A 26,322-nucleotide genomic window follows, 5' to 3' on the forward strand; every position below is an offset into this window, starting at 1 on the left:
CCGGTAGGGCCGGTAGGACCAGTACGGCGGTACGGCCGGTCAGCGGACCCCGCGGATGAGGACCACGGAGAGCGCGCCCAGCAAGGACAGGGCGCCGCCGATGATGAACAGCGGCGTGTAGCCGCCGAGCGCGGTCACGATCGCGGAGGCCACGAACGGGGCGACGATCTGCGGCCCCGCGTTGGCGACGTTCAGGACACCCATGTCGCGGGCGGCGTCCTCGGCCCGGGGCAGGACCAGGGTCACCACCGCGGTGTCCACCGCCATGAAGCAGCCGAAGCCCAGGCCGTTGAGGGCGCTGAAGACCAGCATGCCGGTCCAGGTCGGGCTGATCGCGGGGATCGCCATCGCGGCCCCGGCGAGCGCCGCGGACACGCCGACGAAGATCTTCCGCCGGTCCCAGCGGTCGGACAGCAGACCGCCGACGACCGTCGACAGCGCCATCGCCGCCATCGACACCGGCGTGAGGATCGCCATCGCCTCGGGCGGAGTCAGCCCGTCGGGCAGCGCGATGTGGTCGTCGAGGATGTACAGCTGGTAGCCGATCACCGAGAAGTAGCCGAGCACCATCAGCGCGCGGCCGATGAAGGCCCAACGGAAGTCGTGGTGGGACAGCGCGGACAGGAAGGCGCCCAGGCGCTCGCGCTTCCGTGCGGACGGAGAGGGCGCGGCCGCGCGCCGCGGTACGTCGCGGCAGAAGGTCGTGAGCAGCAGCGCCGCCCCGGCCGCCAGCGCGCCGAGCACCAGGTAGCCGATCGTCGGCGTGCCCGCCGTCTGCGAGGCGATCATCACGCCGGCGGTGCCGCCGACGGGCAGCGCCAGGCCGACCAGGGCGGAGGCCGTGCCCCGGCGGGCGGCGGGGACGCGGTCGGGCACGATGGCCGTGACGGCGGCCTGGTAGATGTTCATGGTCGCCTGCACCAGGCACCACGCGATGCCGACCATCAGCACCGTCTGGACGCTGCCGAGGAGAGCGAGGCCGGCGAGGGAGGCGAGCGCGCCGCCGAGGATCCACGGGTTGCGGCGTCCGGTCCGGTCCGACAGGGCGCCGGCGATCGGATTGAACGCGGTGGCGAACACCGCGCTCACCCCGCCCACGATGCCGAGGATGGCGACCTTGTTCGCCGGATCGAGGGTGGCGATGTGCGTCGGCAGGAGTACGGAGCCGACGCCCATGTACACGGCGAGCATGGAGGCGTTCGCGAGCAGGAGGAGCAGCATGAGGCCGCGCTGCCGCGGCGCGGGCTCCTGCGCCTGCGCTGCCGCGTCGGGCTGGATCAGTTCATCTGCAGTCACGGTGACCACCGGGGGATGCGGGCGCGTCGTCCGCGCGGCGGGGGATCGGGGCGTGCATGGCGACTCCTCGGGGGACGGAGCTGAGCGGTGAGCGCTGAGCTACGAGCTGGAGCGATGAGGGGATGGCGGCCGGGGGGACGTGCTTCGCGCCTGGGGCTTTCGCGTGACGGCGACTACGGAGGGACGCGGTGATGCGACCATCTAGTTACACGTGTTAATTCCGGCTTGCAGCATTGTGTAGCACTCGTGAACTCCTTTGGGTAGGGGTTCAAGGCATTTGAATGGCGACTGTGACCGCGCGGAGTGGCTCCGTTGCTAACACGTGTAGCTACTCACGGGTCGCTCTTGTGCCGAGTGCCGCGAAGGTTCAGCCTTGGCCTGAAAGCGCCGTGCGGGTCGATCACCGCGCACGGCGGGACCGCCCCGCGCGCTCCCTGCTCTCCCTCGCCGCGCGGCCACCGTCGCCGCCCGCTCCCGCTCGCATCTCCCGCACCGCACCGCACCGCACCGCCGCGCCGCGCCGCGTCGGCGTCGCGGTTCCCCCGCATTTCCCGGAGGTCAGCCATGTCCCTTTCGCCCGCCGTTCCCGTCCCGCCGCCTCCGCCACCTCCTCCCGAGCCGGCGCGGCACCCCGTTCCGGCCGCACCGCCCCGGCGCGCCGTTCTGGCCGGATCGGCGCTGACGGCCGCCGGCCTGGCGGTCGGGCTCGCCACCCTCGGTGAGGGCGCACCGTTCTTCCAGCGCGTCGACGATCTCTGGATGCGCGCGATCCACGGCTCGCCGGGCGACGCGGTGACCGGGCTCGCGCGCGCTCTCGACGTCCTCGGCGGGCCCCTTGGCATGGTCGTGCCGCTGGTCCTCGCGGGCTGTCTCGCCGTTTACGGGCGCTGGAGATCGGGGGCCTTCGTCTTCGCCGCCTGCGTGGTGGCCGACATCCTGGTGGTACTTCCCGTGAAGCAGTTCATCGACCGCCCGCGCCCACCGGAGCCGTGGGTCCTGGTGGGCGGCGGCTCCTTCCCGTCCGGCCAGGCCTTCACGGTGACGGCGCTCGTGGTGACGGCCGGCGTGGTGCTCTTTCCGCCGGTCGCGCGGCGCTGGTGGTGGCTCTTCGCCGCCGCCCTGGTGGCCGCCACGATCTGGAGCCGCACCTGGCTGCACGCCCAGTGGCTGAGCGACGCCGTGGCCGGTGCCGCCATGGGTGCGGGCGTCTCCCTGCTGGTGTGGTGCGCGTTCGCCCGCCTCTTGGAGGAGGAGGCCGCCCGTTCGGCGTCGGGCCGCCTCTGGGACTGAGGCTGCGGGCACTCTCGTATAGTGAATGATTGACGATCGTCATGAATGATGCATAGCCTTGCTGTCCGGCCCGTGTGGCGGCGCGGATGCGCCCGGCGAACGATGGACCAAGGAGGACAGGCATGGCTGACATGCAAGAGGAGGCGGCTTCCGTCGTCGTCGGGCTGCCGGCCGGGCGGCTGCGCGGCCGGACCGAGGGCGGCGTCGCGGTGTTCAAGGGCGTGCCGTACGCCGAGCCCCCGGTGGGCGACCTGCGCTGGCGCGCCGCCCGGCCGCACCCCGGCTGGAGCGGCACGCGGGACGCGACCGCGTACGGCCCCAGTGCGCCGCAGATGTACATCGAGGGCGGCGACCCCGTCCTGGGCGGTCACGGGCAACCGCCGTTCGACGACGACTGCCTGACGCTGAATGTCTGGACGCCGGCTCCCGACGCCGCGCGGCGGCCGGTGCTGGTCTGGATCCACGGCGGCGGGTTCGTCTCCGGCTCGGGATCGTTGCCCATCTACTCCGGTGAGACCTTCGCCCGCGACGGCGACCTGGTCGTCGTCACCGTCAACTACCGTATCGGGCCGCTCGGCTACCTCTCCTTCTCTGGGGAGGCCGGCGAGGCTGCCTACGAGGTCGAGGGGGTCGACGGCCAGGCCGACGCTGGCGGGCATCCGGCCAACTTCTGGCTCACCGACCAGCTGGCCGCGCTGCGTTGGGTGCGCGACAACATCGAGCACTTCGGCGGGGACCCCGACCGCGTCACGGTCGCCGGCCAGTCGGGCGGCGCGATGTCCACGGCCGCCCTGGCCGGACACCCCGAGGCGCGGAAACTGTTCCAGCGGGTCATCCTGCAGAGCCCGCCCTTCGGGCTGCACATCCCCACCCCCGTCGAGTACGAGGAGCGCGTCGAGGCCTACCTGCGGTTCGCCGGGGTGAAGGACGCCGACGAACTCCGCGCCCTGCCCTGGCCGCGGTTGATCGAGGCGGCGGGCGCGCTCTTCGGGCTCACCATGCGCTGGGGGTACTGGCCCACCCCGTTCCTTCCCGTACGGGACGACGTCACGCTCTTCCGGCATCCCGCGCACGCCCTCCTCGACGGGCCGGCGGCGGACGACATCGACGTCCTCATCGGCTGGACCCGGGAGGAGGCCAACTTCGGCTTCGCCCTGGACCCGGGATACGCGCAGGCCACCCGCGAGCAGGTCGTCGACCGCATCGCGGAGACGTTCGGCGCGGGACAGGCGGCCGAGGTGTACGAGGAGTACGCGCGAACCCGCCCCGGCGCCCGGCCGGTGGACGTGCTCATGGACCTCATCACGGACGAGCTGTTCCGCGTGCCCTGTCTGGAACTGGCCGAGGCCAGGGCGGCGTCCGGGCGCCCGGTGTGGGCGTACCAGTTCGACTTCCCGACCCCCGCCCACCAGGGGAGGCTCGCCGCCGCCCACTGTCTGGAACTCCCCTTCGTCTTCGACAACTTCGCCACCTGGGCGCACGCTCCGCTCGTCGAAGGGATCGACCCGACGGTGGGGGAGGGGCTTGCGCAGAGCATGCACCGGGCGTGGATCGCCTTCGCCAGGACCGGCGACCCGAACCATGCGGGACTGCCGACCTGGGAGCCGTACCGGAAGGACGGGCGCACCACCATGCGGTTCGACTCCGTCACCCTCCCCGTGGACGACCTCGCCGGACATGCCCGGCGCCTGCACGGCCGGCGCCCGGCGGTGGCCGAGTAGTCGAGTAGTCACGGTCGTCCCAACGTCTCGTATCGCCTCACGCTCGGACGTTTCACGTGTAACCAACCGACCGTGATCACCTGCGACGCGTACCCCTGCCGACCCCGGGCCACGAGAACGAGCCCGGGGCCGTCGGCGTCCCCGTCCGCCCCGCCGCTAACGCGTGTAACCTGGACGGTGGCCGACCGGCCGACGAGGAGACCGGGCAGGGGACGTCATGGGCAAGAAGCCGACCGCCGGGGCGGCCGTCACGAGCGCCGATGTGGCGCGCCTGGCGGGAGTGTCGCGGGCGACGGTGTCCTTCGTCCTCAACAACACGCAGGCCCACCGGGTCGGCGAGACCACGCGGGCCCGGGTGCTGGCGGCGGCCGAGCAGCTCGGCTACGTACCGCACGCCGCGGCCCGGTCGCTCAGGGCGGGCCGCAGCAACCTCGTGCTCATCCCCGCGTCGGTCTCCGCGGCCGGGCGCCTGGTCAGCATGTGGGTCGACGACCTGGAGAGCGAGCTGGAGCGCCATGGGTACGTCCTCGTCCTGCACGCGGGGCGGTTCCCCGACGTGGTGAGCTCGGCCCGCGCCTGGGCGGAGCTCCGTCCCGCGGCGGTGGTGGCCCTGGACGGCGACAGTCTGTCGGGGCAGGCCGTGGAGGTGCTCAGCCGGGCGGGGGTGCGCGGCGTGCTGGCCTTCGCGTCCCGGGAGGTGCCCGGCGCCCACGTCGTCGACTTCGACCAGACGCGGATCGGCGCGGTCGCCGTCGAGCACCTGCTGGCGCAGGGGCGCCGGAGGATCGGCGTGGTCATGCCGCAGGAGCGCGGCCTGGAGACCTTCGCCCGGCCGCGCCTCGTCGGCGCCGAGGGCGTGGCCGCCCGCAGCACGGCGACGATCACCCCGGTGGAGCTGTCCTACACGCACGAGTCCGCCGCCGAACTCGCCGGGCGCTGGCGAGAGTTGGACCTGGACGGGGTGTTCGCCTACAACGACGAGTACGCCGCGCTGCTGCTGCACGCCCTGCGCGACGCGGGCGTCGCCGTCCCGGAGGACGTCGCGGTCGTCGGCTGTGACGACCTGGTCCTGTCGTCCATGCAGCAGCCGCCGTTGACGTCCGTACGGCTCGACCTGCCGACGCCCGCGCAGGTGGCCGACGCCCTGCACGAGCTGGTGGACCGGGGCACGTCGCCGCAGGTGCCGGGCATGGAACCCGTCCTGGTGCACCGCCGGTCCTCGTGAGCCATCGGCTCCCGGCTTGTTCGTGCGGAGCGCGGGGCGCCGTCATGTCGGCGCCCCGCGCGGGGTGTTCGGCGACGGCGGTGCTCAGGCGCCGAGGCGGCGGGCGAGGAAGTCGACGCTCTCGCTGACGATCGGCGTCACGTCCGGAGCGCCGAGGAAGATGTGGTCGGCGTTCTCCACCGGCCGCAGGGTGACGTCTCCGCCCGCCTCGCGGAGGGCCTCGGCGAGGGCCTCGCTCTGGCTGTACGGCAGCAGCTGGTCCGCGGTCCCGTGGACCAGGAGGAACGGGGGCGGGGTCGTGCCGCCCGCGTAGGTGACCGGGCTGGCGGCGCGGGCGAGCCCTGGCCGCTGCTCGGGCGTGCCGCCCAGCAGGGCGTCGAAGGGGTTGGGGTAGGCGGAGCCGTCGGGTGCGGGCGGCATCGGCAGCGGGTGCCCGAGCAGCGGGCCGATGTCCGTGGCCGGGTACCAGGCGACGACGGCCTGCACGGCGCTGTCCTGGTCCCGGACGCCGACGCCGCCCTCCAGCGCCGCCGTGTCCTGGGTGGCGCCCGGCCGCGCGAGTCCGGCCAGTGCGGCGAGGTGGCCGCCCGCCGACTCGCCCATGACCGCGATCCGGTCCCCGTCGATGCCGAGCTCGGCGGCGAACTGGCGGACGTAGCGGATGGCCGCCTTCGTGTCGTGCAGCTGCGCCGGGAACGGAGCCTCGAGCCCGTGCCGGTAGTCGATGCTGACCAGGGCGAGGCCGGCGCCCAGGACGGTGCCGTGCAGCAGCTCGACCGGCACGGTCGGCGGCGGGTAGCGGCGGTCGCCCTCCAGCCAGCCGCCTCCGTGGATCCACACGACGGCGGGCACCGGCCCCTCGGACGCCGGCACGTGGACATCGAGCAGGCAGGGCCGGTATCCCGCCGTGCTCGCGTAGGTCAGTCCGTCGAAGTGGCGCACACCGTCCTGGCCGACCAGCGGCGCAGAGGGGGCGCGGTAGGGCGGCGGCGGCCATCCGGACTCGGGTCCGGGGGCCGGTTGCACGGCCGGGGCAAGGGGAGGTGACTGCGTCATGACCGCCTCTTTCTGCGGGTGTGTGGCCGGATTTCCATTGAATGTCCGAAATGCCTTGTGATCTCAAGGCGGTCCGTCGTACGGTGTTACACGTGTAACACAATATGTGCGGCGTAGTAAACGTCTCGGACGTCGATTGAGTCGGCTGATGTGTGACCCGGAGGTTACACGAGACATCTCGGTGTGCGTCGCCCCCTCGTCAGGGAGTTCCCATGCCTGGTCCCATGCTCGTCGCCGCGCAGTCCCCGGCCGTCCCGCTGCCGCGCTCACGCGCTGGGTCGCCCGCCCCTTCCGTCCCGCCGTCCGTGCCCGCTCCGCCGTCTCCGGGGCGCCGCCTCGCCTGCTGGGCCGCGTGGGGTGCGGCCTTCGAGGTCCCCCGGGTGCGGGCGCGCCTGCGCCGGACGCTCGAAGCCTGGGGCGTCGCGCTTCCCTGCGTCGACCTGCTGCTCCTGGCCGGCACGGAACTCCTGTCCAACGCCGTCCGGCACGCGGGCGGCGCGGGCGGCCGGCTGCGGGTCACGGTCTCCCTCGGCGGCGGTCGGCTCCAGCTCGACGTCGCCGACGGGGACCCTCACCTGCCGTGCCTCACCCAGGGCACCGACTCGGAGGCCGACCCGGACGCCGACATGGACGTCGACGCGGAGGCGGAGGGCGGTCGCGGGCTCGCGATCACGAGCTTCCTGGTCGACGAGGCGGGCGGCCGGCTGGCGGCATTCCGCGCGGCGACGGGGAAGGTCGTGCGGATTCGGGTCCCGATCGCCTGACGGCTGCCTCCTGACGGGCCTCTGCGTGATCTGCGGCGCGGGCCAACTCCGTTGGCCCGCAAGGACCGTGCGCAAGCGGCCATGTCGTCGTCGACGGCCTCGGGGCGCCCGCCGTGCCGTCCGCGTGGACTATGTTGTCGGGATGACTACCGGGACGGCGTCGCGCCACACACGGATTGGTGACCCGGTGCTCTTCTGAGCGCCGTACGGGCCGGTGCGGGCCCGTTGCTCGATCGAGGATCCTGTGCTGCTGCGCGGGCTCCGCCTCCGTCGTGTTGATCAGAGGCTCGACAGATCAACCACGACAGGAGAGTTCATGTCCACGTCCACCAAGACGTTCCAGATTCCCACCGCGGACGGCCGAGCCGACGCATTCGCCGCGTTCCCCGACCGTGGCCAGCAGCATCCAGGGGTGCTGATGTACGCGGACGGCTTCGGCATCCGGCCCGTACTGCGGGAGATGGCCCGCGAACTGGCCGGGCACGGGTACTACGTGCTCGTCCCCAACCTCTTCTACCGGCACGGCCCGGCGCCGGTGATCGAGCTTCCCGAGCACATCGGAGAAGAGGCCAGGCCCGCGATCTTCGACCGGCTGATGCCCTTGATCGAGGCGCACACCGCCGACCGCGTCCTGAGCGACGCCGGCGCCTACCTCAGGTTCCTCACTGCCCAGCCCGAGGTCGGCGTGGGCCCGGTCGCGGTGACCGGCTACTGCATAGGCGGCCTCTTGGCGATGCGCACCGCCGCGGCCCACCCCGGCCAGGTCGCTGCCCTCGCTGCGTTCCACGCCCCCGTGGCCGCCGATGGGCCCGGCCCGTTCTCCAAGCTCACCGCCCAGGTCCACCTCGGCCACGCCGAAGGCGACGTGACACCCGAGGCCCTTGGCCGGCTCAACCAGGACCTGGATGCCGCAGGTGTCAGCTACACCTCCACGATCTACCCCGGCACGATCCACGGCTTCACCATGTCCGACACCGACGCTTTCAGCGCCTCCGGGCTGCAGCGCCACTGGGACCACCTGCTCCCTCTCCTGGACCGCACCCTGGGCACCGGCTGAGGCTCCGGGGCACAGGCGGCAGTGCCGTAATCACCTGGGGCTGGGTCCCACTCAGCGGACGGTGACCGCCATGAACCGGCCTGAACCGGCCTGGACGCCGAGTCGGGCCGGAGAGTACGCCCCGGCAGGGTTGAACCCGCCCCCGCCCCCGTCCGTAGTCCACCGTGGTGCGCGTTCTCGGATTCCCTGACCCGGCGCACACGGGCAGGTCCCGGTACCAACTCCCCCCGGGATCGGGGCCTGCCCGCACCCGCCCCGACGGGTCAAGTACGCGTGCTCCACTTCTGGTTGTCCGTGCCGCCGCACTCCTTGCCGCCCGACACGGCGATGCAGCGCCCGCCAGACTCCTCACCGAGTGCACCGGAATCGGTGTGCACCCAGGTTTCACCTGATCGGGGACTGTGCGCAGCCGCCCGGAGCTGGCTTTCATGGGCCCGGTGTCCCGCATGTGGCGGAGCACGTGTTCTTCTCGAGACTTCGCGTGAGGTGATCCTGAGATGGCGACCGACAGGTACGGCCACTTCCTGTACGAGGGGACGGCGGAGGGGGCGGCGTGCCTGGACCGGGCCGTGGAATCCCTGCTGTTCTTCCGCCCCGCGGTGACCCCGGCCGTCGAGGGCCTGCTCGCGGCCGACCCGGCCTCGCCGTTGGGGCAGGCCTTCGCGGCCTACCTGGGGGTGCTGGGGACCGAGCCGACCGACGCCGCGGCCGCGCGGCGCCGGTTCACCGCGTACGCCTCGGGACTGGACCGTACGGCGCTCCCACCGCGTGAGCGTCTGCACACGACCGCCGCCGAAAGCCTCCTCGCCGGGGACCTGTTGGGGGCCGGCAGCGTCCTGGAGCAGCTCACCCTGGCGTACCCGCGGGACGCGCTGGCTCTCTTCGTGGGGCACCAGCTCGACTTCCTGACCGGCGACGCCGTGCGCCTGCGCGACCGGGTCGGCGGTGCCCTGTCCGCCTGGGACCCGGACGATCCCCACCTCGGGCCGCTCCTTGGCATGTACGCCTTCGGTCTGGAGGAGGCGGGACACTACGACCGCGCCGAGGAGGTCGGCAGGGCCGCGGTCGAACGCCATCCCGACGACGTGTGGGCCATCCACGCGGTCACGCACGAGATGCGGGGCCGGTACACCGACGGCATCGCCTACTTCGACATGCGGACCGGGGACTGGTCGGGCGACAACTTCCTCGCGGTGCACAACTGGTGGCACTACGCGCTGTTCGCGCTGGAGGCGGGCGACACCGAGACCGCGCTGCGCGTCTACGACGCGACCCTGCACAACGAGACGTCCGCCGGCCTGGCCATGGAACTCCTCGACGCGGCCGCCCTGTTGTGGCGCTTCCGCCTGGCGGGCTCCGACCAGACTCCGCGCTGGGAGGCGCTCGCCGACGCGTGGTCGGCGCGGGCCGACCCGCCGTTCTACGCCTTCAACGACGTGCACGCCGTCATGTCGTACGTCGGCGCCGACCGTCAGGCCGAGGCCGAGCGGCTCATCGCCGACCGCAGGCGGTGGCTGGAGCAGACCCGTGCGGGCGTCCTGACCAACGACACGATGACGGCGGAAATCGGCCTTCCGGTCTGCCGGGCCCTGCTCGCCCACGCGCGCGGCGACCACGCCGCCGTCGTCGAGCTGCTCTGGCCGCTGCGCCGCCGGCTCCACGAGTTCGGAGGCAGCCACGCCCAGCGTGACGCCGTCCAGAAGACCCTCCTCGAATCGTCGTTGAGCGCCGGACGGCACGACCTGGCCCGCCTCCTGATCAGCGAGCGGATCGGACTGCGACCGGACAGCCCGTACAACCGCCTGAGCCAGTCCCGCCTCACCGCCGCGCTGGGCGAGGCGGCGGAGTCCGCAGCCGTGCGGTCGGCGTGAGCCCTGGCAGGGGCGTGTGTCCTGACGCCGTGGAGGGACGGCGGCACGGACCCGGCCAGGCCCTGGAGTTCGGCGTCGGTCAGCCGGACGCCGCGTCCAACCAGGGCCGGCGTCCCGGTCCGGTCGGGTGGGTCCCGGTGTTGCCCATGACCACCGAGTACAGACTGGTCTCCGCGGTGATGAAGAGACGGTTGCGCTTGGCACCGCCCCACGAGATGTTCGCGACCGCCTCGGGGACGTTGAGCCGGCCGATCAGGGTGCCGTCGGGGTCGTAGCAGTGCACGCCGTCGTCCATCGCGGCGACCCAGAGCCGACCGCCGTCGTCGAAACGGAGGTTGTCGAAGCGGGCCTTCTCGCGGGCGCTCGCTTCGGCGAAGACGTCGCCGTCGGAAAGGGTGCCATCGTCGCGTACGTCGAAGACCCGGATGACGCCCGCCCGGGTGTCGGAGACGAAGAGCTGCCGCTCGTCGGCGGAGAAGACCAGGCCGTTCGGCGCGCCGAAGCAGTCCGCGACCAGCCGCACCTCGCCCGTGGCCGGGTCGATCCGGTAGACGTTGTTGGCGCCGATCTCACTCTCCGCGCGGTATCCCTCGTAGTCGCTGGTGATGCCGAAATCCGGATCGGAGAACCAGACCGAACCGTCGGACTTCACGGTCGCGTCGTTCGGGCTGTTCAGCCGCTTGCCCTGCCACCGGTCGGCCAGCACGGTGACCGTGCCGTCGTGCTCGGTCCGGGTCACCCTGCGACGACCCTGCTCACAGGTGATCAACCGGCCGTCGCGGTCCAGGGTGTTGCCGTTGGTGTACCCGGCGGATCGGCGGAAATGGCTGACCGCGCCGGTCTCCTCGTCCCACCGCAGCATCCGGTCGTTGGGGATGTCGCTCCAGACGAGCTGGCGCCAGGCGGGCACGTAGACCGGTCCCTCGGCCCAACGGCAGCCGGTGAACAGGACCTCCAGCGCGTCGTCACCGTTCATGCACCTCCCCGCGCGGAACCGGTCGTCCAGCATCTCGTACAGCCCCGGGCGCTCGCCGCTCATGGAGTCCACTCCTCACGAAACCTGCCACGTACCGAATCTGAATCGGCCTCAGCGGCATGCTGCAAGATGACGTACTGTTCTGGCCAGTCCTACCCGAACGGAGAGTTGTGGATCACATGGATCGGGCGCTGCTGGAGCAGCTCCAACAGGACGCCACCCAGTCCTACGCCGCACTCGGCCGGGCCGTCGGTCTGTCCGCCGGCGCCGCCCACGAGCGGGTACGGAAGCTGCGCGAGCGAGGCGCGATCCGGCGTACCACCGTCGATGTGGACCCGGCTGCCGTCGGCAGCGCCGTCCTGGCCTACGTGATGGTCGACTCGACGTCGTGGATGGGGGATTCGGCGCAGGACTTCGCCGCGCTCCCCGAAGTCCTGGAGGCGCACGTCATCGCCGGGAACGCCTCGGTGCTGGTGAAGGTCAGGACCGCGACGACCGAGCAACTGCAGGACGTGCTGCGCCGGATCTACGCCATCGACGGGGTCAGCGGAACGCAGGCCACCGTGGTCCTGGAGACCTTCTTCGAGCGACCGCTCTCGCCGCTCACCGCCGACCACGTGTGACTTCCTCGACCGGGCCTTCGTTACGACTCGGGGCGTCCCGCCCGGGATTCGCCGCTCCGTGCGCCAACGAGCGAGAATGCTCGCCATGTTGTCGAACCGCCGCATGCCAGGATGTCGATCGTGACTGAACTGTCCTCCGAGCCCGTCGCCGAAACCAGCCCTCCCGCCCGCGGCATGGGACCCCGTACCGCAGCCGTGCTCGTGTTCGGGTCGTCGGCCGCGGTCCTGGTCGTGGAGATCGTCGCTCTGCGGCTCCTGGCTCCCTACCTCGGCCTCACCCTCGAGACCAGCACCGTGGTGATCGGGATCGCCCTCGCCGCCATCGCCGCCGGCTCCTGGCTGGGTGGACGCTTCGCCGACCAGCTCGATCCGCGCAGGCTCATCGGCCCCTCGCTCGGGGTGTCGGGAGTGGTCGTCGCGCTCACCCCCGCCGCGCTGCGCACCACCGCGGAGTGGGCGCCGGGGCTGCTCCTGTTGACCGCGATGCTGACCATCCTCGTGCCCGGCGGGCTTCTCTCGGCGGTGACGCCGTTCGTGACCAAGTTGCGTCTGACCAGCCTCGCTGAGACGGGGACGGTGGTCGGCCGACTGTCCGGCGTCGGCACCCTCGGCGCCATCGTCGGTACGGTCCTCACCGGCTTCGTCCTCGTCGCGCGGTTGCCGGTCAGCGGCATCCTGATCGGCCTGGGATCGATGCTGGTCGTGGGCGCGGCCCTGTTCGAGTGGCGGACGCGCGGCTGGAGGGGCACGTCTGCCCTGGCCCTCGCGGTCGTGGCCGGCGGCCTCGCCACCCTGGTCGCGCCCGGTGGCTGTGACACCGAGACCAGGTACCACTGCGCACGGGTCGTCGCGGACCCCGACCGGAGCGGTGGCCGGACCCTCGTCCTGGACGGCGTGCGGCACTCCTATGTCGACGTCGACGACCCGACCCACCTGGAGTTCGCGTACGTGCGCGCCATCGCGGCCGTGGTCGACGCCGCCTTCCCGGCACGTGAGCCGCTCGCCGCCCACCACGTCGGCGGTGGTGGGCTCACCTTCCCCCGGTACCTCGCGGCAACGCGGCCCGGAACGCACAGCCTGGTGTCCGAGATCGACGGCGGGGTCGTGGCCATCGACCGCGACGACCTGGGGCTGAAAGCTCAGGACGGCATCGACGTACGCGTCGAGGACGGCAGGCTCGGCCTGCGACGACTGGACGCCGCGAGCCGCGACCTCGTCGTCGGCGACGCCTTCGGGGGAGTCAGCGTGCCCTGGCACCTCACCACGGCGGAAGCGATGGCCGAGGTACGGCGGGTCCTCGACGAGGACGGGGTGTACGTCGCCAACCTCATCGATCACGGCGCTCTGGCCTTCGCGCGTGCCGAAGTGGCCACCCTCAGCGCGACCTTCGAGCATGTCGCCGTCGTCGGCGAACCCGCGGACATCGGCCTCGATCCGACCGCCACCTCCAGGGGCGGCAATCTGATCGTGCTCGCCTCCGACCGTAAGGTCGACCTGCGCGCGGCCCAGGAAGGGCTGGACGCCCGGCGGACCGGCTGGAAGATCGCCACCGGCGACGACCTGACCTCCTGGGTCGGCGATGCCCGACAGCTCACCGACGATCGCGCACCCGTCGACCAGCTCCTCCAGCCCTACAAGCCCACGGAGCGGTAGCGGTAGGGGAGGCCCGCCGGACCCCCCCGACCCCCGGCACGCGGATCAGCAGCCGCGGCACCACGAGACCGAGCCGACTCGCCACGGGAACCGCGGAGACTCCCCCAGGGGAAGCTCCAAGGAGCGACCGGGGTTCGTGCACGTGCCCTCCCGGAACACGTAGTACGCCCGCCCGGAGTTGTTGATGACCGATCCGGGCGACTTCTCGACGAAGTCGACACAGCCGTTCGGCTCCTCGTTCGGCTCGGCCGGGCCGCCCCACTGGAAGCCCTGGAAGTCCGCGCCTTCCCACAGGCAGATGTGGCCCGCCGGGCAATCCGCCCTCGGTGCCGACGGCAGTGCGGAAGCCGCGTGGGCGGCCGTCGTGGCGGACATCACGACCACCGTCGTGATCAGTGTGGTCAGAAGGTTCCTGACGCGCATGAGAGCTCCCAGGTTCGGTGGGCGGGTCGAGCTGACCCTGAACGCCGGACGGTGGTCGTGAGCGCCCCGGAGGCGACCCGGTGCACGGCGCTCTCCACGGCCGCGGGCAGGCGCCGGGCGAGGCCCGCGCGCCGTCGCGTACGGTAGCGAACTCTTGCCGCGGAAGAGGTGATCGACGCGGCGGCTCGCTCGGAACCACCACGAGCAGTCAGAAGTTCGCGGCGGCGCAGGCGGCCCGACCCGCCGCTACGGAAGGACCGATCGTGAACGCCCAGTCGGCGGCGACGCTGTCCGCGGTCCTGCTCGTCCTCGTCCTCGCCTGTGCGGTCGTCCGGCCCTTCGGCCGGTCGGAGGCGGTCGTGGCCGTCCCGGCCGCGGTCGTGGTGGTCGCGACCGGGGCCATCTCCTTCGACGAGGCGCTGGCCGAGGCGGAACGACTGGGGCCGGTGATCGGCTTCCTCGCGGCCGTCCTGGTGCTGGCGCAGCTCTGCGACGACGAGGGGCTGTTCCAGGCCTGCGGGGCCTGGATGGCGCGTACGGCGGCGGGCCGGCCACGCCGACTGCTGGCCCAGGTGTTCCTCGCCGCGTCGTCGATCACGGCCGTGCTCAGCCTGGACGCCACGGTGGTGCTGCTCACGCCCGTCGTGTTCGTCACCGCCGCCCGTATCGGCGCCCGCCCCAAGCCGCACGTCCACGCCTGCGCCCACCTGTCGAACACGGCCTCCTTGCTGCTGCCGGTCTCCAACCTGACCAACCTGCTGGCCTTCGCGGCGAGCGGACTGACCTTCACCCGGTTCGCCGCGCTGATGGCCCTGCCCTGGGCGGCGGCGATCGCCGTCGAGTACCTGGTCTTCCGGCGGTTCTTCGCCACCGACCTGGACGCCGGAGCCGAGGCCCCCACCGCCGTCGAACAGCCGCCGCTGCCGCTGTTCGCCCTGCTGACCGTGGGCTGCACGCTCGCCGGCTTCGTGCTGACCTCGGTGATCGGCATCGACGCGGCGTGGGCCGCCCTGGCGGGCGCGCTGGCCCTGGCCGTACGGGCCCTGATCCGGCGCCGCACCACTCCGCGGGCGCTGGTGCGCTCCGCCTCCGTGCCCTTCCTCGCCTTCGTACTGGCCCTCGGGATCGTCGTCCTCGCGGTGGTGGAGAACGGTCTCGACGACGCGCTGGGCCGGTTGATCCCCCAGGGCACGGGACTCCCGCAGCTGTTCGCCCTCGCCGCTCTGGCCGCCGTCCTCGCGAACGTCATCAACAACCTGCCCGCCGTCCTGGTGTTGCTGCCGTTGGCCGCCCCGTCGGGACCCGGCGCCGTTCTCGCCGTCCTGCTCGGGGTCAACATCGGTCCCAACCTGACCTACGCCGGGTCGCTGGCCACCCTGTTGTGGCGTCGTATCGTCCACGCGCACGACGGTGAGGTGGAGCTGAAGGAGTTCACCCGGCTCGGCGTCTACGCCGTACCCGCGAGCCTGGCCGCCGCCGTCCTCGCGCTCTGGCTCTCGCTGACCGTCATCGGAGCGGGCTGACCCCGGCGCACGATGTTCGGGAAGGTCTTCGATTCGAAGGTGTGCCGTTGTAGAGTGAAGGCCGCCCCTGACCAGCAGAAAGCCGGCGGGGAGCCGTCTTTCCAGGAGTCTAAAGTGCTGCGCACTCTGATGAAGTCCAAGATCCACCGTGCCACCGTCACCCAGGCCGATCTGCACTACGTCGGTTCCGTGACCGTCGACGCCGAGCTCATGGAAGCGGCCGATCTGCTGCCCGGGGAGCTGGTGCACATCGTCGACATCGACAACGGCGCCCGGCTCGAGACCTACGTCATCGAGGGGGAGCGGGGCTCCGGGGTGATCGGGATCAACGGGGCCGCCGCGCATCTGGTGCACCCCGGAGACCTGGTGATTCTCATCAGTTACGCCCAGGTCGAGGACGCAGAGGCACGGGCGCTCGTGCCACGTGTGGTGCACGTGGACGCGGACAACCGGATCGTCGAGCTCGGGGACGACGCCTCCGCGCCCGTGCCCGGGAGCGACACCCGCCGCGGTCCGCACACCGTGGCCGCACGCGCCTGACCGACCGAGAGGATCCGCATGCTCGAGATTCGTGACGACCGGGAGAAGGGGCGCCTGGAGGCGTTCGAGGACGACCGGTACGTCGGTGTCGTCGTCTACTTCGTCCTGGACACCGCACCCCACGCCCTCGTGGCCGTGCACACCGTCGTCGAGGAGGGCAACGAGGGCAAGGGCATCGCCGGGTCCCTCGTACGGGAGTTCTACGGCATCGCCGCCCGCGAGGGCGTCCCCGTCGTGCCCCTCTGCCCCTACGCCGCCAAGTGGGCCGAGAAGCACCCCGACGAGGCGCCCGTCCCGGCCGAGGACGTCGTCCGCGCGGCCAAGACCCAGCTCAAGGCCACGCCCGAGCTGTGGTGACCCTCGCCCTCCTGCACACCTCCCCGGTCCACGTGCCCGTCTTCGACGGGCTCCGGGACCGCCACCACCCCGGCCTCGGCCTGCGGCACGTGGTCGACGAGGAGTTGCTCGTACGGGCACGGGCCGAGGGCCCGGAAGCCGTGGCCGGCGCCGTCCGTGACGCCCTCGCCGAGGCCGTCGCCGAGGGTGCCGGGGCCGTCCTCTGCACCTGCTCCACCCTCGGTGGCGTCGCCGAACGCCACGCCGCCGAACTGCGCGTGCCCGTCGTCCGGGTCGACCGGCCGATGGCGGCCGAGGCCGTCCGTGCCGACAGGATCGTGGTCGTCGCGGCCGTCGGGTCGACCCTGGCGCCCACGCTCGACCTGCTCCGTGACGAGGCGGGCGACCGGACCCCGGGCATCACCACCCTGCTCGTGGACGGCGCCTGGGACCGCTTCCTCGCCGGCGACCACGACGGATATCTGGACGCCGTCGCGGCCGCGGTCGACCGCGTCGACCCCACCGACGGCGGTGTGATCGTCCTGGCCCAGGCGTCGATGGCCGATGCCGTCGAGCGCACCACCACCCCACTGCCCGTCCTCTCCAGCCCCCGCCTCGGTCTGGCGGCGGCTGCCGCGAGCGTCGTGCCTCGCCACGGATGAATGGCCCCGGCGGGCGCGGGCAGACGCTAGGGGAGAGCCTGGAGCCGTAGCCGTACGGCCCCGTCGTCGACCGAGAGGCCCGACCCCGTCATGACCCACCCGTTCCCCGATCCGGTCCCGCCCGGACCGATCCCGACGCCCGGCCCGCCCCCCAACCCACCGGCCCCGGTGCCCGAGCCCCCTCCCGTACCGCCGCCCAATCCGGTCCCCGAGCCGCCCGGGCCCGCGCCTCTGCCGGAGCCCGAACCGCAGCCCCAACCCGGGCCCGCAGGGCGCTGAACACGCTTCGAACGAGCCCTGAACCCTTGTCACGGGCTGTGACCTTCCCCTACCTTGGGCGACTGCTGATGCGTTCAGCGGACGCGCTCAAGGGGGGGCCATGGCCTTACGGGGACGACACCGCCGGTACCAGCCGAGCCGGATCAACCGTGCCTCGCTCACCGTCACGGCGGGCGGCGCCGGCATCGCGCTCCCGCTCGTCGCCGCCGGGGCGGCCCAAGCCGCCTCCCTCGACGTCTGGGAGAAGGTCGCGGCCTGCGAGTCCTCCTCCAACTGGCGCATCAACACCGGCAACGGCTACTTCGGCGGGCTCCAGTTCAGCCAGTCCACCTGGGAGCAGTACGGCGGTACTCGGTACGCGCCGCGCGCCGACCTGGCCTCCAAGGACCAGCAGATCGCCATCGCGGAGAAGGTCCTCAAGGGACAGGGCCCGGAAGCCTGGCCGACCTGCTCCCCGCGCGCCGGACTCACCCAGCAGGGGAACACGGGCGTCGTCCCCGCCTCCCTGCCCCGGCAGCGGACCGCCACCGCCCCGCAGACCAAGACCCCGGCCACCCGCGCGACCCCGACCACCGTGCCGCAGGTCCGCGAGATGTACACGGTCACCCCGGGGGACTCGCTCTCCCGCATCGCCCGCGAGGAGCGGGTGAAGGGCGGCTGGCAGCGGCTGTACGAGGCGAACCGCGCCGTCGTCGGCGACGACCCCGACCTGATCCTCCCGGGCCAGAAGCTGACCCTCCGGATCACCGCCCCCGCCCCGAAGAAGCCCGCGGCCCCCGGCAAGACGGCTCCGAGCACGGCCGCCCCGCAGACGAAGCCCCCGGCCGCCACCGAGCCTCCCGCCGTGACGAAGCCCCCGGCCGCCACGAAGCCCCCGGCGACGAAGCCGCCCGCCACCAAGGCCCCCGTCGCCAAGACCAAGCCCGTCTCGAAGCCCGCCGCCAAGCCCGAGACCCGCGGCGAGAGCTTCTCCGCCCCCGTCTCCGCCTCCATCGGCACCCGCTACCGCGTCTCCGGTTCCTCCTGGTCCAGCGGCTACCACACCGGCGTCGACTTCCCGGTCCCCACCGGTACGTCCGTCAAGGCCGTCGCCCCCGGCAAGGTCGTCTCCGCCGGGTGGGGCGGGGCGTACGGCTACGAGATCGTCATCCGGCACGACGACGGGCGCTACAGCCAGTACGCGCACCTCTCCGCGCTCACCGTGCGTGAGAGGCAGCGGGTCAACGGCGGGCAGCGCATCGCCCGTTCAGGATCGACCGGCAACAGCTCGGGGCCGCACCTCCACTTCGAGGTGCGCACGGGTCCCGGGTACGGGTCCGACATCGACCCCCTCGCCTACCTGCGGGCCCGGGGTGTCTCGATCTGAGACCGACGTATCCGACACTGCCGTGTCCGACTCCGGCGACTCTGACACCGACAGGGAGTCGGACCGGCCCGTGAGCCGCTCCATCGTGAGCTGGACGATGCCGAGGGCCGCCACCGCGCCGCAGATCAGCGCCGCGACGGTGCCGGCCGCGCCGTAGCGGAAGCTCTCGCCGAACAGGGTGAGGCCGACCGTCGCGGCCACAACCGGGTTGACGACCGTGACCGTCGCCAGCGGGGCCGCGAGCCCGGCGCCCCGGTACGAGGCCTGGGAGAGCAGGAGTCCGGTCACGGCGAGGGCCGAGAGGACGAGGAGGCTCGGCCACTGGGCGAGCGGGGCGCTCGCCGTCCACTCCTCGGCCACGGTCTTGGTGAAGACCGAGGCGATCCCGAACGCGACGCCCGCCGCTGCCGCCAGGATGATGCCGCGCAGCACCGAGCGGCCCACCAGGTGCGCCGCCGTGAAGAGCAGGGCCACCAGGCCGAACGTTCCCGCGGCGAGCAGCCAGCGCTCCGCGTCCGCCAGGGGCTGCCCGTCGTTGCCGCCCGTCAGGCTGAGCAGCCCGGCGAGACCCACGGTGGCCATCAGCGCGCCGCGCCAGGCCGTACGGCCCGCCTTGCGGCCGACGAAGAGGGCCGCCATCGGCAGCGCGAAGACGATGGTGAGGGCGCCCAGCGGCTGGACCACACTGAGCGGGCCGTAGGCGAGTGCGGCCACGTGCAGCGCCGCTCCGAGACCGTTGAGCAGCACGGACCCCCACCAGGCCGGGCTGCGCAGCGGCGCGTACGTGAGGCCGGCGGCGGAGGCCGCGACCCGCTCCTGCACGATCGCCGCGGCCGCGTAGGCGACCGCCGAGACCAGGGACAGGAGCACGGACACCAAGAGGGGGCTCATACCTACAACGATCTCTCTTCCGAGCGTTCACGTCGTCAGACCTGGGAACGCCTTCGTCCGTACTACGGTCGCAGTACGGGCCCGTGACGTACGCCTGGGGATGTACGACTGCGCAGGTCAGCAGGGGTGCATTGCGAACTTTTCCGGTATCCGGGTCGAAGCGGGCGGCCATGATCGCGCCCGGACGTACGTCCCATCCCGAGCCAGTCGCCGCCTTCTCCGGGCCACATTGGCCCGCCCTCCCGAGCGCTACGGTGATCACCGGTGGGGGCGGTCGAAAACAGCAGGAGGCTGTCGCGGTGGATCTCGTCGAGAGCGGTTCCGTGGGCGGTTTCTTCGCCCTGCGGACGACCGCGCCCGATACGCCCGGCGCGCACCTGCCGCTCGCGCGCCTGTACGCGGCGGAGAGCGGGCCGCACCTCGCCCCACTCAACGCCCGCGTCGACCGGGTCGGAGACCGGCTCGGCGCCCCCGAGCGACGGGTCGCCGCCTCCATCGCGCACCTCGGACTCGCGGCCCGGCTCTGGTCGATCGCGCTCGGACCCGCCGCGCTCTTCGGCCGGTTCCCCGACCTCGACCCCGCCGACCTGGCCTGGGACCCCGCCCTGACCTCGCCCGACGACCTGTGGTGGGCGGGCACGGCCACCCGCCCCGCCACCGTGGACGAGCTGCGCGAGGCCGTCCAGTTCGCGCACCTCGTCCCGCTGCACGAGGCCTTCCGGCGCGACGGCCGCATCTCGCCGCGGCTGCTCTGGGGGAACGCCGGCTCCGCCCTCGCCGGGGCGCTGCGCGAACTCACCCGCTGGGCCCGCGCGCACGGCCGCCCCGAGGTCGCCGCCCGCGCCGCCGAGCTCGTCTCCGGGCTCTTCGCCCACCCCGCTCTCGCCCGCACCGTCGAGGGCCCCGCCCTCCGCCGTACCAGCTGCTGCCTCTACTACCGCTGCCCCGGCGGGGGCCTCTGCGGCGACTGTGTCTTCGACCACCCGCCCGCCCGAGCACGGTCCACGGGTTTGGAGACAGGGCCCAAGTCTCCGTAAAGTTCTTCTTTTGGAATGACCGGCGATCGAGGAACGGCAGAGGCCATGACGGTGACCGAAGAATCCCAGGGGTACGGGCCGGGTATCGACCCCGATCGCCTGGCCGTCTGCCTTGCTGTGCTCGACGAGCTCGACAAGCTGGACGTCGACCACCCCGACGCGATCGCCGTACGCCGCGCCACCGCCGGCATCTACCGCACGGTGAAGCAGCGCCGCCGCCAGGCGCGCCGGGCCGCGAAGACCGCCAACGACAAGGCCGTCACCGAGTCGACCGCGACCGGTTCCGCCCAGCGCATCGACGACGAGACCGAGGGCCTGCTGCCCTCGTCGGTCACCGAGGCCGGGAAGATCGCCGGGATACTCCAGCGCCCCCGGTCCTGCTACGTCTGCAAGACCCGGTACGTCGAGGTCGACTACTTCTACCACCAGCTCTGCCAGCCCTGCGCGGCCGAGAACCGGATGCGCCGCGACGCCCGCGCGGACCTCACCGGCAAGCACGCCCTGCTCACCGGCGGCCGGGCCAAGATCGGCATGTACATCGCGCTGCGGCTGCTGCGCGACGGCGCCCACACCACGATCACCACCCGCTTCCCCAAGGACGCCATCCGCCGCTTCAAGGCCATGGAGGACTCGGCGGACTGGATGCACCGGCTCGAGGTCGTCGGCATCGACCTGCGCGACCCCGCGCAGGCGGTCGCCCTGGCCGAGCAGGTCGCCGAGCGCGGCCCGCTGGACATCCTGATCAACAACGCGACGCAGACCGTCCGCCGGCTGCCCTCCGCGTACGCCGCCCTCGTCGAGGGCGAGAGCGCGCCGCTGCCCGCCGGTGAGCTGCCCGCGCACCAGGTCATCGGAGCCTTCAACTCCGGCGCGGTCGACGGTCTGGCCGCGCTGCCCGTCGGCGTGAGCGGCCTGGACGCGCAGAAGGTCGCCGACCTCGCGCTCGTCGCGGGCAACGCGAGCGTCGAGCGCCACCGCGACGGCAGCGCCATCGACGCGGGCGGGCTCGTCCCGGACGTGGTCGAGAGCAACACCTGGGTGCAGACCATCGACCAGATCTCCCCGGTGGAGCTGCTCGAGACCCAGCTGTGCAACTACACCTCGCCGTTCATCCTCATCAGCGCGCTGCGCCCGGTGATGGCCGACGCCGCCAGGAAGGCGGCCAGCGGGCGCGCGTACATCGTCAACGTCTCGGCGATGGAGGGCGTCTTCGGTCGCGGCTACAAGGGCGCCGGGCACCCGAACACCAACGCCGCGAAGGCGGCGATGAACATGGTGACGCGGACCAGCGCCCAGGAGATGTTCCAGTCCGACGGCATCCTCATGACCTCGGTCGACACCGGCTGGATCACCGACGAGCGTCCGCACTTCGACAAGCTGCGCCTGGCCGAGGAGGGCTTCCACGCCCCGCTCGACCTGGTCGACGGCGCCGCCCGCGTCTACGACCCGGTCGTGCGCGGCGAGGCGGGCGAGGACCTCTACGGCTGCTTCCTCAAGGACTACAAGCCCGGCAACTGGTAGCCACCCGGCTCGTCACCCCGGCCCCTCGCGTACCCCCAGTTCTCCCGATTTCCATCGCTCTGGTGTCCGGAATTCACTCGATCGCGTCACACTTCCGAGCCCCATAGAGCGCTGGCACGCTCATTTGGTTACTGTGATGTCCACGGTCGACCACCGGGGTTTCACAAAACCCTCACGGTCGGCCTGGGGACTGGCCTGCCACCAAGGCCGCGGTCCCGCCCGCAGAACGGCGCCACCGCGACCGAACGGCCATGTCCACATAGGTACGCGACACAAGGGAGTGCGCGGTGACACCAGAACTGACGAAGCAGGAACCCTCACCGGCCGAACGTCCGGAGCGGCCCCACCGCTCCGGTGAGCTGGGAAGCCTGGACGTCTGGGCCCACGCGGCCCCGATCCGGCTGGCGGGCTACGAGGACGACCTCGCGGAGCCCCACATCCTGCCGGGCATCGACTGACCCGCTCGGGTACCGACCGAGTCGTACCGCTTCACCCGTGCCCCCGGCCGCCTCCGCGCCCGGGGGCACGGGTGTGTCCGGGGGCCCCGAGCCCGACCGGCGGCAGGTACTCCCGTACCAGCGTGCGATGCCACCACGCCCCTGTCTCCCGCAGCTCGCGCCAGGTCGTGTACCGGTAGCGGTAGAGACGGGCCCGGACGAGGGCCGGGGGAGCGTCGGGGAAGGGGTTGTGGTGCAGCAGCCGCAGGGTGTCCCGGTCCCCGTCGAGCAGCCGCTCGACGAACGGCCCGAACCAGTCGCGGGCGTACGCGGGGGAGAGGGCCGCGAACCACATCAGCCAGTCGAGCCGCAGATGGTACGGGGCGAACTGGCGCGGCAGCCGGCGCGGATCGCCCGGCTTGCCCTTGAAGCCGTACTCCTTCCACACCGTGTCCGCGTGCGGGACCGGGTCGTCGGTGCCCTCGACGACGATCTCGTCCCGGATCCGGCCGACCGTGCCGAACGCGCCGTACGCGTTGACCAGGTGGAAGGGGTCGTACGAGCGGTTCATCGCCTGGCGCCGCGAGAGCAGGTTGCGGGCCGGACGGTAGCTGCGGACGAGGACCAGGGCCGTCACGGCGACGACCACGACCACGAACCAGAGCGGCGGGTCGGGCTGCGGGTGCTCGCCCACGACGAGCGAGCCGTCCATCGCCGAGAGCGCGAGGACGATCGTCAGCCAGTTCAGCCAGGCGAAGTTCCCGGAGAGCACCAGCCAGAGCTGGGTCGCCACCATCAGCCCGGCGGCCACCGTCGCCACCGGCTGCGGGGTGAAGAGCAGGACCGGGACGAGGAGTTGAACGACGTGGTTGGCCGCCACCTCGACCCGGTGCAGCGGGCGCGGCAGATGGTGGAAGAACCAGCTCAGCGGCCCCGGCATCGGCTGGGTCTCGTGGTGGAAGTAGAGGCAGGTCAGGTTCCGCCAGCAGCGGTCACCGCGGATCTTGATGAGCCCGGCGCCGAACTCGACGCGGAAGAGCAGCCAGCGCAGCAGCCACAGGACGAGGACGGGCGGCGCGGTGTCGTCGTTGCCGAGGAAGACCGCGAGGAACCCGGCCTCCAGGAGGAGCGACTCCCAGCCGAATCCGTACCAGGTCTGACCGACGTTGACGATCGACAGGTACAGGCCCCAGAGGACCGCCCACCACACCATCGAGACGGCCAGCGGCACGGCGTCCCCCGCGCCCGCCACCAGGGCGAGGGCGAGCACGGCGCCGCTCCACGCGACCACCGAGAAGAGCCGGTCCGAGTAGTGCCAGTGGAAGAGGCTGGGGGCCTGGCGCGGCTCCACCCGGCGCAGATACTCCGGTACGGGGAGCATGCCGCGCTCGCCGATCAGGGCCCGGAACTGGAGCGCGGCCGAGAGGAAGGCCACGAGGTAGAGCCCGGCGAGCCCGCGCTGGAAGACGATCCGGCTCAGCCAGTAGTCCGGTGCGCTGAACCACTCCATCGCTGCCGGTGTCGGCGCCGTCCCGGCCGGGTGTCAGGCCTTCTCGTCCTCGTCGCGTGCCCGCTGGCCCTCGGCCTGCGACGGTGTGGTGCGCTCGGTCGCGGGGTGCCGGTGGTCCCGCTGCAGCGCGTCCATGTCCTCTTCCTGCCGCTCTCCCTCCGCCTGCGAGGGAGTGCTGTACATGTCGTACTGGGACTGGCTCACGGCCGCCTCCCGGGTGGGAACGTTTGCCTATAGAAGGAGCGTAACCCCGGGGGTGATCCGTGGCGCCGTCGTCCCGGGCCTCACCCCGCGACGACGTGTCGCAGCGTCCGGCCGAGGCGGCGTGCGTAGGCGCGCTGGGCGGCGGGGGCGAGCGGTCCCGCGATCCGCGTGTACCAGGCGACGGGGCGGCTGAAGGCCGTCACGGTGAACCAGACCGTGCCGTCGGGGTGGAGGTCGACGACGAAGGACTCCTCGCCGCTCTCGGGGTGCCCCGCGCGCGTGCCGTACGCGAAACCGATGCGGTCCCGCTCGTACGCCGTCCAGATCACCTCGCACGGTGCGGTGAAGCGGACCGGGCCGAGGCCGAGCGAGACCTCGACGAAGGCACCCGGTGCGGCGCGGACGGCCTCGGTGCGCACCCGGGCGCCCGAGGCGCGGTGCATCCGCCAGGTGGTGACGGCGGCTCCGGCGGTCTCGAAGTCGTCCCGGCCGCGGCCGACGCGGACCATGTGGTGGAGGTGCTGGTAGCCGCCGGGGAGGAAGTCGTGCGCGGTGGCGCCGACCTCGCGGTAGGTGAGGGACGCCGGGGCTGCGGGCGCGGCGGGTGTGGCGAGGTCGCGGATCAGACGGGCCATGGGGCGATTCCTCCGCTTGAACGTGTTCAAACCGACTGGGTCCCGAGGGTAGGGCTTTGCTTGAACGTGTTCAAGTCGCTTTCTCGCCCGGTCGGACCCGCCCGGCTTGCGGGCGTACGCGCGGTGCGACAGACATGAAGGAATGTCTCGGGGGTGGAAAGAGGCGGGAGAACCAGGTGCGCTCACCCACAAGCCGGTCACCAAGGACCCACGTCACCGCACGCCCCACGCTCGCCGCCGCGGTGCTGGCGGCGGCGCTGGTGCTCGCGGGCTGCTCGTCGGTCGACCGGGGCGGCGGCAACGGCGCGGACCGGTCCACCGCCACGGCCGCCCAGGAGGTCGTCCTCCAGCCGGTCGCCGCCAGGGGCCCCGACCCGTTCACCGCCTCCACGACGACGCCGGGCGCCCCGGCCGGCACCCCCGCGCCCACCGGCACGGCCGGGACGGTCCGCGAGATCACCGGCTCCACCCCCGGGCTCTACGGCGGCACCCGCTCCGTACCGAGCTGCGACGTCGAGCAGCAGGTCGCCTTCTTCGCCGAGGACCGGGCCAAGGCCCGCGCCTTCGCCGAGGCGGCCGGCATCCCCGAGAGCTCCCTCGCCGGCTGGCTGCGCGAGCTCACCCCGGTCGTCCTGCGCACCGACACCCGGGTCACCGGCCACGGCTACCGCGACGGCGGCCCCACCCCGTTCCAGTCCGTCCTCCAGGCCGGAACGGCGGTCCTCGTCGACCAGTACGGCACGCCCCGCGTCCGCTGCGCCTGCGGGAACCCGCTGCGTTCGCCGATCGACGTCAAGGGGGCCGCCGACAAGGGGCGGCCCTGGGACGGCTACCACCCCGACCGGGTCGTGATCATCAGGCCGACGACCACGGTCGTCACCAGCCTGGTCATCGTGAACGTCGTCGACAGCACCTGGATCGAGCGGAAGACCGGCACCGACGGCAAGCAGGACACCCGCCCGTCCGTGACCCCGCCCTGCGCCCCTGCCGACTGCGACCTCACCGACACGCCCGCGCCCGTGCCCTCCCCCTCCGTACCGTCCCCCTCGGTCACCGACGGCCCGAACCCGCCGCGCGACCCGACGGCCCCACGAGACCCCGCCTCGCCCGCGCCCCCGGAGAGCGACGGCCCCTGGAGCGAGCCGCCCGCCCAGGAACCGCCCGCCGAGCCCCGGCCGGAGACCGAACCGGTGCCCGAGACCGTGCCCGAACCGGACGTGCCCGACTTCGAGGACCTGTTCCCGAGCGACCCGGCTCCCCAGCAGCCGGAGACCTTCGAAGGCTGAGTCCGCGAGGAATGCCGAGTCCGCGAGCGATGATCTCCGCCGTGCGGTCCGCCGGGGCTGGGCCTAGCGTGGCCCCATGAGCGCGGGAAGTGGGGGAGGCGAGGCGACGGTGCCCTGCCGCTGCGATTCGGGCCCCGGGG

Annotated in this window: 25 protein-coding genes; 17 read left to right on the plus strand and 8 right to left on the minus strand. The window is 72.5% G+C overall.

What is annotated here, in order from left to right:
• Positions 1-39: 39 nt before the first annotated feature.
• Positions 40-1,296 (minus strand): MFS transporter, encoded by a 1,257-nt coding sequence (locus AB0F56_RS01975; protein WP_362002943.1) that lies wholly within the window; start codon positions 1,294-1,296, stop codon positions 40-42.
• 564 nt (positions 1,297-1,860) lie between these two features.
• On the opposite strand from AB0F56_RS01975, the gene AB0F56_RS01980 reads away from it, so the two are divergent.
• From AB0F56_RS01980 to AB0F56_RS01990, 3 genes are all read left to right on the plus strand, one after another.
• Positions 1,861-2,586 (plus strand): phosphatase PAP2 family protein, encoded by a 726-nt coding sequence (locus AB0F56_RS01980; RefSeq protein WP_362002944.1) that lies wholly within the window; start codon positions 1,861-1,863, stop codon positions 2,584-2,586.
• 122 nt (positions 2,587-2,708) lie between these two features.
• Complete coding sequence (locus tag AB0F56_RS01985; RefSeq protein WP_362002946.1) at positions 2,709-4,307, plus strand: carboxylesterase family protein; 1,599 nt, start codon at positions 2,709-2,711, stop codon at positions 4,305-4,307.
• Positions 4,308-4,524: 217 nt separating this feature from the next.
• A complete protein-coding gene (locus AB0F56_RS01990; protein ID WP_362002948.1) occupies positions 4,525-5,532 on the plus strand; it encodes a LacI family DNA-binding transcriptional regulator in 1,008 nt (335 codons plus the stop codon).
• Between the two features lie 84 nt (positions 5,533-5,616).
• Here the strand turns inward: AB0F56_RS01990 and AB0F56_RS01995 are convergent, their stop codons facing one another.
• Positions 5,617-6,588, minus strand: a complete 972-nt coding sequence (locus tag AB0F56_RS01995; protein ID WP_362002950.1) for an alpha/beta hydrolase — start codon at positions 6,586-6,588, stop codon at positions 5,617-5,619.
• Between the two features lie 212 nt (positions 6,589-6,800).
• Here AB0F56_RS01995 and AB0F56_RS02000 point away from each other — a divergent pair, with 212 nt between their 5' ends.
• From AB0F56_RS02000 to AB0F56_RS02010, 3 genes are all read left to right on the plus strand, one after another.
• Positions 6,801-7,352, plus strand: coding sequence for an ATP-binding protein (locus AB0F56_RS02000; RefSeq protein WP_362002951.1), 552 nt, complete (start codon positions 6,801-6,803; stop codon positions 7,350-7,352).
• 316 nt (positions 7,353-7,668) lie between these two features.
• The gene (locus AB0F56_RS02005; RefSeq protein ID WP_362002953.1) at positions 7,669-8,409 is read left to right on the plus strand and encodes a dienelactone hydrolase family protein; all 741 of its coding nucleotides are present in this window, start codon (positions 7,669-7,671) and stop codon (positions 8,407-8,409) included.
• A 497-nt stretch (positions 8,410-8,906) separates the two neighbouring features.
• The gene (locus AB0F56_RS02010) at positions 8,907-10,280 is read left to right on the plus strand and encodes a tetratricopeptide repeat protein (protein ID WP_362002954.1); all 1,374 of its coding nucleotides are present in this window, start codon (positions 8,907-8,909) and stop codon (positions 10,278-10,280) included.
• A gap of 79 nt (positions 10,281-10,359) precedes the next feature.
• Here AB0F56_RS02010 and AB0F56_RS02015 read toward each other — a convergent pair whose 3' ends face one another.
• Positions 10,360-11,319 (minus strand): SMP-30/gluconolactonase/LRE family protein, encoded by a 960-nt coding sequence (locus AB0F56_RS02015; RefSeq protein WP_362002956.1) that lies wholly within the window; start codon positions 11,317-11,319, stop codon positions 10,360-10,362.
• 107 nt (positions 11,320-11,426) lie between these two features.
• On the opposite strand from AB0F56_RS02015, the gene AB0F56_RS02020 reads away from it, so the two are divergent.
• On the plus strand, positions 11,427-11,879 hold the full coding sequence (locus tag AB0F56_RS02020; protein ID WP_362002958.1) for an Lrp/AsnC family transcriptional regulator: 453 nt from the start codon (positions 11,427-11,429) through the stop codon (positions 11,877-11,879).
• Positions 11,880-12,053: 174 nt separating this feature from the next.
• Positions 12,054-13,532 carry a fused MFS/spermidine synthase gene (locus AB0F56_RS02025; protein ID WP_362003212.1) on the plus strand — a complete coding sequence of 493 codons (1,479 nt, stop codon included), beginning with the start codon at positions 12,054-12,056 and terminating at the stop codon, positions 13,530-13,532.
• A 45-nt stretch (positions 13,533-13,577) separates the two neighbouring features.
• Here the strand turns inward: AB0F56_RS02025 and AB0F56_RS02030 are convergent, their stop codons facing one another.
• A complete protein-coding gene (locus AB0F56_RS02030; RefSeq protein WP_362002959.1) occupies positions 13,578-13,955 on the minus strand; it encodes a peptidase inhibitor family I36 protein in 378 nt (125 codons plus the stop codon).
• Positions 13,956-14,218: 263 nt separating this feature from the next.
• Here AB0F56_RS02030 and AB0F56_RS02035 point away from each other — a divergent pair, with 263 nt between their 5' ends.
• The 5 genes from AB0F56_RS02035 (at position 14,219) to AB0F56_RS02055 (ending at position 18,661) form a co-directional block, all read left to right on the plus strand.
• Positions 14,219-15,478, plus strand: a complete 1,260-nt coding sequence (locus AB0F56_RS02035; RefSeq protein WP_362002961.1) for an SLC13 family permease — start codon at positions 14,219-14,221, stop codon at positions 15,476-15,478.
• Positions 15,479-15,592: 114 nt separating this feature from the next.
• Positions 15,593-16,018 (plus strand): aspartate 1-decarboxylase, encoded by a 426-nt coding sequence (gene panD / locus AB0F56_RS02040; RefSeq protein ID WP_362002962.1) that lies wholly within the window; start codon positions 15,593-15,595, stop codon positions 16,016-16,018.
• Positions 16,019-16,036: 18 nt separating this feature from the next.
• A complete protein-coding gene (locus AB0F56_RS02045) occupies positions 16,037-16,375 on the plus strand; it encodes a GNAT family N-acetyltransferase (RefSeq protein ID WP_362002964.1) in 339 nt (112 codons plus the stop codon).
• Complete coding sequence (locus AB0F56_RS02050; protein WP_362003214.1) at positions 16,372-17,016, plus strand: arylsulfatase; 645 nt, start codon at positions 16,372-16,374, stop codon at positions 17,014-17,016. The genes AB0F56_RS02045 and AB0F56_RS02050 overlap by 4 nt, the downstream gene beginning before the upstream one ends.
• A 379-nt stretch (positions 17,017-17,395) precedes the next feature.
• On the plus strand, positions 17,396-18,661 hold the full coding sequence (locus AB0F56_RS02055) for a transglycosylase family protein (protein ID WP_362002966.1): 1,266 nt from the start codon (positions 17,396-17,398) through the stop codon (positions 18,659-18,661).
• Here AB0F56_RS02055 and AB0F56_RS02060 read toward each other — a convergent pair.
• A complete protein-coding gene (locus tag AB0F56_RS02060; RefSeq protein WP_362002967.1) occupies positions 18,542-19,552 on the minus strand; it encodes a DMT family transporter in 1,011 nt (336 codons plus the stop codon). The genes AB0F56_RS02055 and AB0F56_RS02060 overlap by 120 nt on opposite strands.
• 299 nt (positions 19,553-19,851) lie before the next feature.
• On the opposite strand from AB0F56_RS02060, the gene AB0F56_RS02065 reads away from it, so the two are divergent.
• The 3 genes from AB0F56_RS02065 (at position 19,852) to AB0F56_RS02075 (ending at position 22,568) form a co-directional block, all read left to right on the plus strand.
• Positions 19,852-20,589 (plus strand): (2Fe-2S)-binding protein, encoded by a 738-nt coding sequence (locus tag AB0F56_RS02065; RefSeq protein ID WP_362002968.1) that lies wholly within the window; start codon positions 19,852-19,854, stop codon positions 20,587-20,589.
• 45 nt (positions 20,590-20,634) lie between these two features.
• Positions 20,635-22,110 carry an SDR family NAD(P)-dependent oxidoreductase gene (locus AB0F56_RS02070; RefSeq protein WP_362002970.1) on the plus strand — a complete coding sequence of 492 codons (1,476 nt, stop codon included), beginning with the start codon at positions 20,635-20,637 and terminating at the stop codon, positions 22,108-22,110.
• A 287-nt stretch (positions 22,111-22,397) separates the two neighbouring features.
• Complete coding sequence (locus AB0F56_RS02075; protein WP_362002972.1) at positions 22,398-22,568, plus strand: hypothetical protein; 171 nt, start codon at positions 22,398-22,400, stop codon at positions 22,566-22,568.
• Between the two features lie 31 nt (positions 22,569-22,599).
• Here the strand turns inward: AB0F56_RS02075 and AB0F56_RS02080 are convergent, their stop codons facing one another.
• The 3 genes from AB0F56_RS02080 to AB0F56_RS02090 all read right to left on the minus strand — a co-directional run bounded on the left by AB0F56_RS02080 (position 22,600) and on the right by AB0F56_RS02090 (position 24,896).
• Entirely contained in the window at positions 22,600-24,057 is a 1,458-nt protein-coding gene (locus AB0F56_RS02080) for a lipase maturation factor family protein (RefSeq protein ID WP_362002974.1), read from the minus strand.
• A 33-nt stretch (positions 24,058-24,090) separates the two neighbouring features.
• Positions 24,091-24,261: a hypothetical protein gene (locus AB0F56_RS02085; RefSeq protein WP_362002975.1), complete on the minus strand. Its 171-nt coding sequence runs from the start codon at positions 24,259-24,261 to the stop codon at positions 24,091-24,093.
• 80 nt (positions 24,262-24,341) lie between these two features.
• Positions 24,342-24,896 carry a DUF1990 domain-containing protein gene (locus tag AB0F56_RS02090; protein ID WP_362002977.1) on the minus strand — a complete coding sequence of 185 codons (555 nt, stop codon included), beginning with the start codon at positions 24,894-24,896 and terminating at the stop codon, positions 24,342-24,344.
• A gap of 176 nt (positions 24,897-25,072) precedes the next feature.
• On the opposite strand from AB0F56_RS02090, the gene AB0F56_RS02095 reads away from it, so the two are divergent.
• Positions 25,073-26,182 carry a DUF6777 domain-containing protein gene (locus tag AB0F56_RS02095; RefSeq protein ID WP_362002979.1) on the plus strand — a complete coding sequence of 370 codons (1,110 nt, stop codon included), beginning with the start codon at positions 25,073-25,075 and terminating at the stop codon, positions 26,180-26,182.
• The last annotated feature ends 140 nt before the right edge of the window (positions 26,183-26,322 follow it).

The sequence above is a fragment of the Streptomyces sp. NPDC026092 genome, from assembly GCF_040638605.1.
Classification (GTDB): Bacteria; Actinomycetota; Actinomycetes; order Streptomycetales; family Streptomycetaceae; genus Streptomyces.